Below are 5,097 nucleotides of genomic sequence, written 5' to 3' on the forward strand. Positions count from 1 at the left end.
CGTCGCCCGCGCGCCCGGGGCGGCGACGGCGTCCAGCAGGGGACGCGCGAGGGCGGGGCCGGAGCCGGACGCGAGCGCGGCCCAGGTGAGCCCGGCGCCGCTGCCGGAGGCCACCAGGCGACCCGGGTTCTCCCGCCCGAGCAGCTCGGCGGCGGCGGTGAACCGGTCGCGGGCGGCGGGGTCGCCGGCGGGCCCGGGGGCCAGCAGGACGACCTCGACGTCGCGCCCGGACGGGTCGCGCGCGCTCAGCACCTGGCCCGAGTCGTCGTGGTACCAGCGGCCGTTCACCGCGTACGGGCCGATCTGGTGGGGGGTGCTGGACGGGGGACCGGCTGCCGTCGCCGACGGTGCCGCCGCCCCCTTCTCGTCCACCCCACCGTCCACCCGGCCATGAGACCACACGGGACGGGGACCGGCCCCCGGCGTCGTCCACATCCACGGCCGGCTCCCAGGAAGCCCCCAGCCACCAGTGGTGGAATGGGGTCGTGACGGACAGCACCGACGGGCTCGGGACCACGGCCGAGCGACCCGAGGCCGACCGCCAGGACGTGCTCGACCTGCAGCACGCCGTGCGCGCGGTCTCGCAGGTCGTGGTCGGGCAGCACGCCATGGTCGAGCGCCTGATGGTCGCGCTCCTGGCCCGCGGGCACTGCCTGCTCGAGGGCGTCCCCGGCGTCGCCAAGACCCTCGCGGTCCGCACCTTCGCCACCGTCGTCGGCGGCACGTTCGCCCGGCTGCAGTTCACCCCCGACCTGGTGCCGTCCGACATCGTGGGCACCCGCATCTACAAGCCGAGCTCGGAGGCGTTCGACACCGAGCTGGGGCCGGTGTTCGTGAACTTCGTGCTGGCGGACGAGATCAACCGCGCGCCCGCCAAGGTGCAGGCGGCGATGCTCGAGCTGATGGCCGAGCACCAGGTCTCCCTGGGCGGCCGGTCCTACCCGCTGCCCGACCCGTTCACGGTGATCGCGACCCAGAACCCGCTCGAGTCCGAGGGCGTGTACCCGCTGCCGGAGGCCCAGCGCGACCGGTTCCTGCTCAAGGTCGACGTGCCGCTGCCGCGGGCGCACGAGGAGGCCGAGATCCTGCGCCGGATGAGCGTCGACCCGCCGCGGGCGCACCAGGTGCTCGGCGCCGAGCAGGTCGTGCGACTGCAGCACGCCGCCGACCGCGTCTACGTGCACCCGCTGCTCAGCGACTACGTCGTCCGGCTCGTGATGGCGACGCGCGAGCCGGTCGAGTACGGGCTGGCCGACCTGCGCGACGTGCTCGCCGTCGGCGCCAGCCCGCGCGCCACGCTCGGCCTGATCGCGGCGGCGCGCGCGAGCGCCCTGCTGCACGGACGCGACCACGTGCTGCCGTCCGACGTGCAGGCGCTCGCGGTCGACGTGATGGCGCACCGGCTCGTCCTCGGCTTCGACGCCGTCGCCGACGGCGTGGGCACCCGCGGCGTGGTCGAGCGGGTCCTGCAGGTCGTGCCGCCGCCGGTCCCGGCGCTGCTGCGGTGACCGACGCGCGCACGGTCGACCCGGCAGCGGGTCGCGTCCCCGTCGGGCGCCTGCTCGCCGACCTCGCACCGCCCGAGGCGCTGCGCGCCCTCGAGCTGGCCATCGTGCGGCGGCTCGAGGGCTACCTGCGCGGCGAGCACCTCGGGCTGCTGCCCGGCCCGGGCTCCGAGCTGGCCGAGGCGCGGATGTACCGGCCGGGCGAGGACGACGTCCGGCACATGGACTGGGCCGTCACGGCCCGCACGACCCAGCCGCACGTGCGCGACGTCGTCGCCGACCGCGAGCTCGAGACCTACGCGCTGGTCGACCTGTCGGGGTCGATGCAGTTCGGCACCAGCGGCCCGGGCACGCGCGGGCTGGCCGGCCGTCCGGTCGACAAGCGCGACCTCGCCGTCGCCGCGGTCGCGACGGTCGGGGTGCTGACCGGACGGGTGGGCGACCGGTTCGGCGGGTACGTGCTGTCCGACCGCGGTACCACCCGGCACCCCGCCCGCGCCGGGCGGCTCGCGCTGGCCTCGCTGCTGCGCAGCCTGCTCGAGCACCCGCGGCACGAGGTCGACCCCGGCGCGCCGACGCCGGGGCTCCGGCTGGGCCCCGCGCTCGACGCCTTCGGCGCCGCGCACCCCCGACGTGGTCTGCGCGTGGTCGTCTCGGACTTCCTCGAGCCGGGCACTCTGGCGTGGAAGGCACCGGCCGAGCAGGCACCGGAGTGGTCGCGCCCGCTGCGCAAGCTCGCGGTGCGCCACCAGGTGCTGGCCGTCGAGGTGGTCGACCCGCGCGAGGGCGAGCTGCCCGACGTCGGCGTCGTCGACCTGGTCGACCCCGAGACCGGCGAGACCCTCGAGGTGGACACCGGGCGACCCGCGACCCGCGAGGCGTTCGCCGCCGCGGCGGCCGCCCACCGCGACCGGGTGCGCCGGACCCTGCGCCAGGCGGGGGTGGGGCACCTGGTGCTGCGCACCGACTCCGACTGGGTCGCCGACACCGCGCGGTTCGTCCTGGCCCACCGGGTCCACGCCCACCACCTGCACGCCGTGCGCCGGGGGGCCTGAGCGGTGGTCCCCGACTCCTTCCTCGCCGGCGAGCGGCTGTGGCTGCTGCTCCTGCTGCCCGTCCTCGTCGGCCTCTACGCCTGGCGCGGTCGCCGCCGGCACGCGTACGCGCTGCGGTTCAGCGCGCTGCCGATGCTCGGCCAGGTCGCGCCGCGGCGTCCGGGCTGGCGACGGCACCTGGTGGCGGCGGGCACCGTGCTCGCGCTCGCCGTCGTCGTGGTCGCCTTCGCGCGTCCCGCGGCCGACACCCGGGTGCCGCGCGAGCGCGCGACCGTGGTGCTCGCGATCGACGTCTCGCTGTCGATGAACGCCGAGGACGTCGCCCCGAACCGGCTCGAGGCGGCCCAGCAGGCCGCCCGGCAGTTCGCCGACGACCTGCCGCCCTCGATCAACCTCGGCCTGGTGACGTTCGCGGGGTCGGCCACCGTGCTCGTGCCGCCGACCACCGACCGGGCGCGGGTGAAGCAGGCGGTCGACTCCATCCGGCTCGGGCCGTACACCGCGATCGGCGAGGGCATCTTCACCGGGCTGCAGAGCCTCGACCAGGTGCCGCCCGACCCCTCCGGCGAACCCGTCCCGGCGCACCTGGTCGTGCTGAGCGACGGCGAGACCACGGTCGGGCGCGCGAACTCGGAGGCGGTCGCAGCGGCCGTCGAGGCCGGCGTGCCGGTGTCGACCATCGCCTTCGGGACGCCCGGCGGCACCGTCGTCATCGAGGGCGTCGAGGAGCCCGTCCCGGTGAACGAGGACGAGCTGCGCACCATCGCCGACGACGCCGGCGGCTCGTTCTACGAGGCCGAGACCCTGGGCGAGCTCGAGGACGTCTACGCCGACATCGGGTCCTCGATCGGGTACGAGACCGTCCCGTCCGAGATCACCGACCGCTGGGTCGGTCTCGCGCTCGCGACGCTGCTGCTGTGCGTCGCGGGCTCGCTCGTCTGGTTCGGCCGCCTCGCCTGACCCTGGTCCGGACGGGGTCCGGACGGGTCCGGTCGGGCCCTGTGGACGACGGGACGCCCCGTCCGCCACCGCGATCTAGTCTCGACGGCACGAGCTCCCGCGCAGGGCGGGGCAGCCAACGGGGGTCTCCCCGGGGGAGATCACGAGGAGGGGCCGGCAGATGTCTGGTGAGCTCAGCAAGCAGGAAGCCGCGCTGATCACGGCCGCCAAGCGGGTCAACGAGGCCCAGGGCGACCTGAACGGCGAGCTGAAGTCGATGGAGCACAAGCTCGGCGACCTCAAGGCGCAGTGGCGCGGCTCGGGCTCGAACGCGTTCGACTCCGTCATGCGGCAGTGGCAGCAGCAGCAGGAGAAGCTGACCCGCGCGCTGACGACGTTCGAGACCGAGCTGATGAAGTCCGAGGAGGGCTACGTCGCCACCGACGAGGACCAGTCCGCGGCGCTGAACAAGTACGCCGGCAAGCTCGACGGCCGGAACTGAGGGAGGGGGCAACCGTGGGTGGAGAGCTGAAGGTCAACTTCGCGCACCTCGAGCAGGTCGCGACCGACGTGCGCCAGGGCGCGCGCAACATCGACGACCGGCTCGACCGGCTCGAGGACCAGCTGAAGTTCCTGGAGTCCGACTGGACCGGTGAGGCGCGCGAGTCGTACCGCAAGGCCAAGAAGGACTGGAACGACGCGGTCGAGGCGATGACGACGATCCTGCGCGACCTCGGCGGCGCGGTCACCGAGGCGAAGATCCGCTACCAGGAGACCGAGCGCCAGAACCGCGACCGCTTCCAGAGCTGAGCGCGCGCGAGGCGGGACCGTCCGGGGGAGGACGGTCCCGCCTTCGTCGTGCCGGGGCGCGGTCCGCCGCGGGACGCGTCGTTACGATGCGGTGCGCGGACGAGCCGCTGACCGAGAGGGGACGGGGAGCGTGTCGACGGCCCTGGGCGAGGGCACCGGACTGGTGCGGGTGAGCGTGGTGCGCGGGGCGCGCCGCGCCGACCTCGCGGTCCCCGGCGGCGTCCCCGTCGCCGACCTGCTGCCCGAGCTCGTCGCCGCCGTCGGCGCCCTCGACCCGTACACCGTGCACGGCGGCTACCGCCTGGTGCGCACCGACGGCGTCGCGCTGCGCGCCGACGAGGGGCTGCTCGCACAGGGCGTCGAGGACGGGCACGTCCTCACCGTCGGCCTCGGTGCCGAGGACGCCCCGCCGCGGGTCTACGACGACGTGGTCGAGGCGGTCGCCGACGCCGTCGAGCGCCAGACCCGGCCCTGGGACGACGCCTCGAGCCGGCGCACCGCCCTGGCGGTCGCCGCCCTCGTGCTCGGCGCGGGTGCCGCCACCCTGGGCGCGCTGCGCGACGGCGGGCTCCCGGTGGCGCTGGCCGGCCTGGTGCTCGCCGTGCTGCTGCTCACCGCCGGTGCCGTGCTCGAGCGCGGCCAGCGCGCCCACGAGCCGGCGGTCGTCGCCTGCTGGGGCGCGGTGGCCTACGCCGCGGCCTGCGGCGCGGCCCTCGGGTCGGTGCTGCCGGGGACGTCGACGGTGCCGCTCGCGGCGCTCGGCGCGAGCGTGCTGGTCGTCGCCGGCG

6 protein-coding genes and 1 pseudogene are annotated in these 5,097 nt (G+C 75.8%); 6 read left to right on the top strand and 1 reads right to left on the bottom strand.

All coding sequences use genetic code 11. The annotated features are described in order from the left end of the window. Positions 1–384, bottom strand: a pseudogene (locus ACYVKY_RS13335) (hypothetical protein); the annotation flags it as partial. A gap of 164 nt (positions 385–548) precedes the next feature. On the opposite strand from ACYVKY_RS13335, the gene ACYVKY_RS13340 reads away from it, so the two are divergent. The 6 genes from ACYVKY_RS13340 to ACYVKY_RS13365 form a co-directional block, all read left to right on the top strand. Then, entirely contained in the window at positions 549–1,508 is a 960-nt protein-coding gene (locus ACYVKY_RS13340; RefSeq protein ID WP_460435486.1) for an AAA family ATPase, read from the top strand. Continuing rightward, positions 1,505–2,560 (top strand): DUF58 domain-containing protein, encoded by a 1,056-nt coding sequence (locus tag ACYVKY_RS13345; RefSeq protein WP_460435481.1) that lies wholly within the window; start codon positions 1,505–1,507, stop codon positions 2,558–2,560. Before ACYVKY_RS13340 ends, ACYVKY_RS13345 begins: the two co-directional genes overlap by 4 nt. A 3-nt stretch (positions 2,561–2,563) precedes the next feature. After that, positions 2,564–3,520: a vWA domain-containing protein gene (locus tag ACYVKY_RS13350; RefSeq protein WP_460435482.1), complete on the top strand. Its 957-nt coding sequence runs from the start codon at positions 2,564–2,566 to the stop codon at positions 3,518–3,520. 160 nt (positions 3,521–3,680) lie between these two features. Further along, positions 3,681–4,001 carry a WXG100 family type VII secretion target gene (locus tag ACYVKY_RS13355; protein ID WP_460435483.1) on the top strand — a complete coding sequence of 107 codons (321 nt, stop codon included), beginning with the start codon at positions 3,681–3,683 and terminating at the stop codon, positions 3,999–4,001. Between the two features lie 14 nt (positions 4,002–4,015). Further along, positions 4,016–4,309, top strand: coding sequence for a WXG100 family type VII secretion target (locus ACYVKY_RS13360; RefSeq protein ID WP_460435484.1), 294 nt, complete (start codon positions 4,016–4,018; stop codon positions 4,307–4,309). 130 nt (positions 4,310–4,439) lie between these two features. After that, positions 4,440–5,097, top strand: a 658-nt coding sequence (locus ACYVKY_RS13365; protein WP_460435485.1) for an EsaB/YukD family protein, incomplete at its 3' end; no start/stop codon positions are given.

The sequence above is a fragment of the Angustibacter speluncae genome (genome assembly GCF_054777815.1).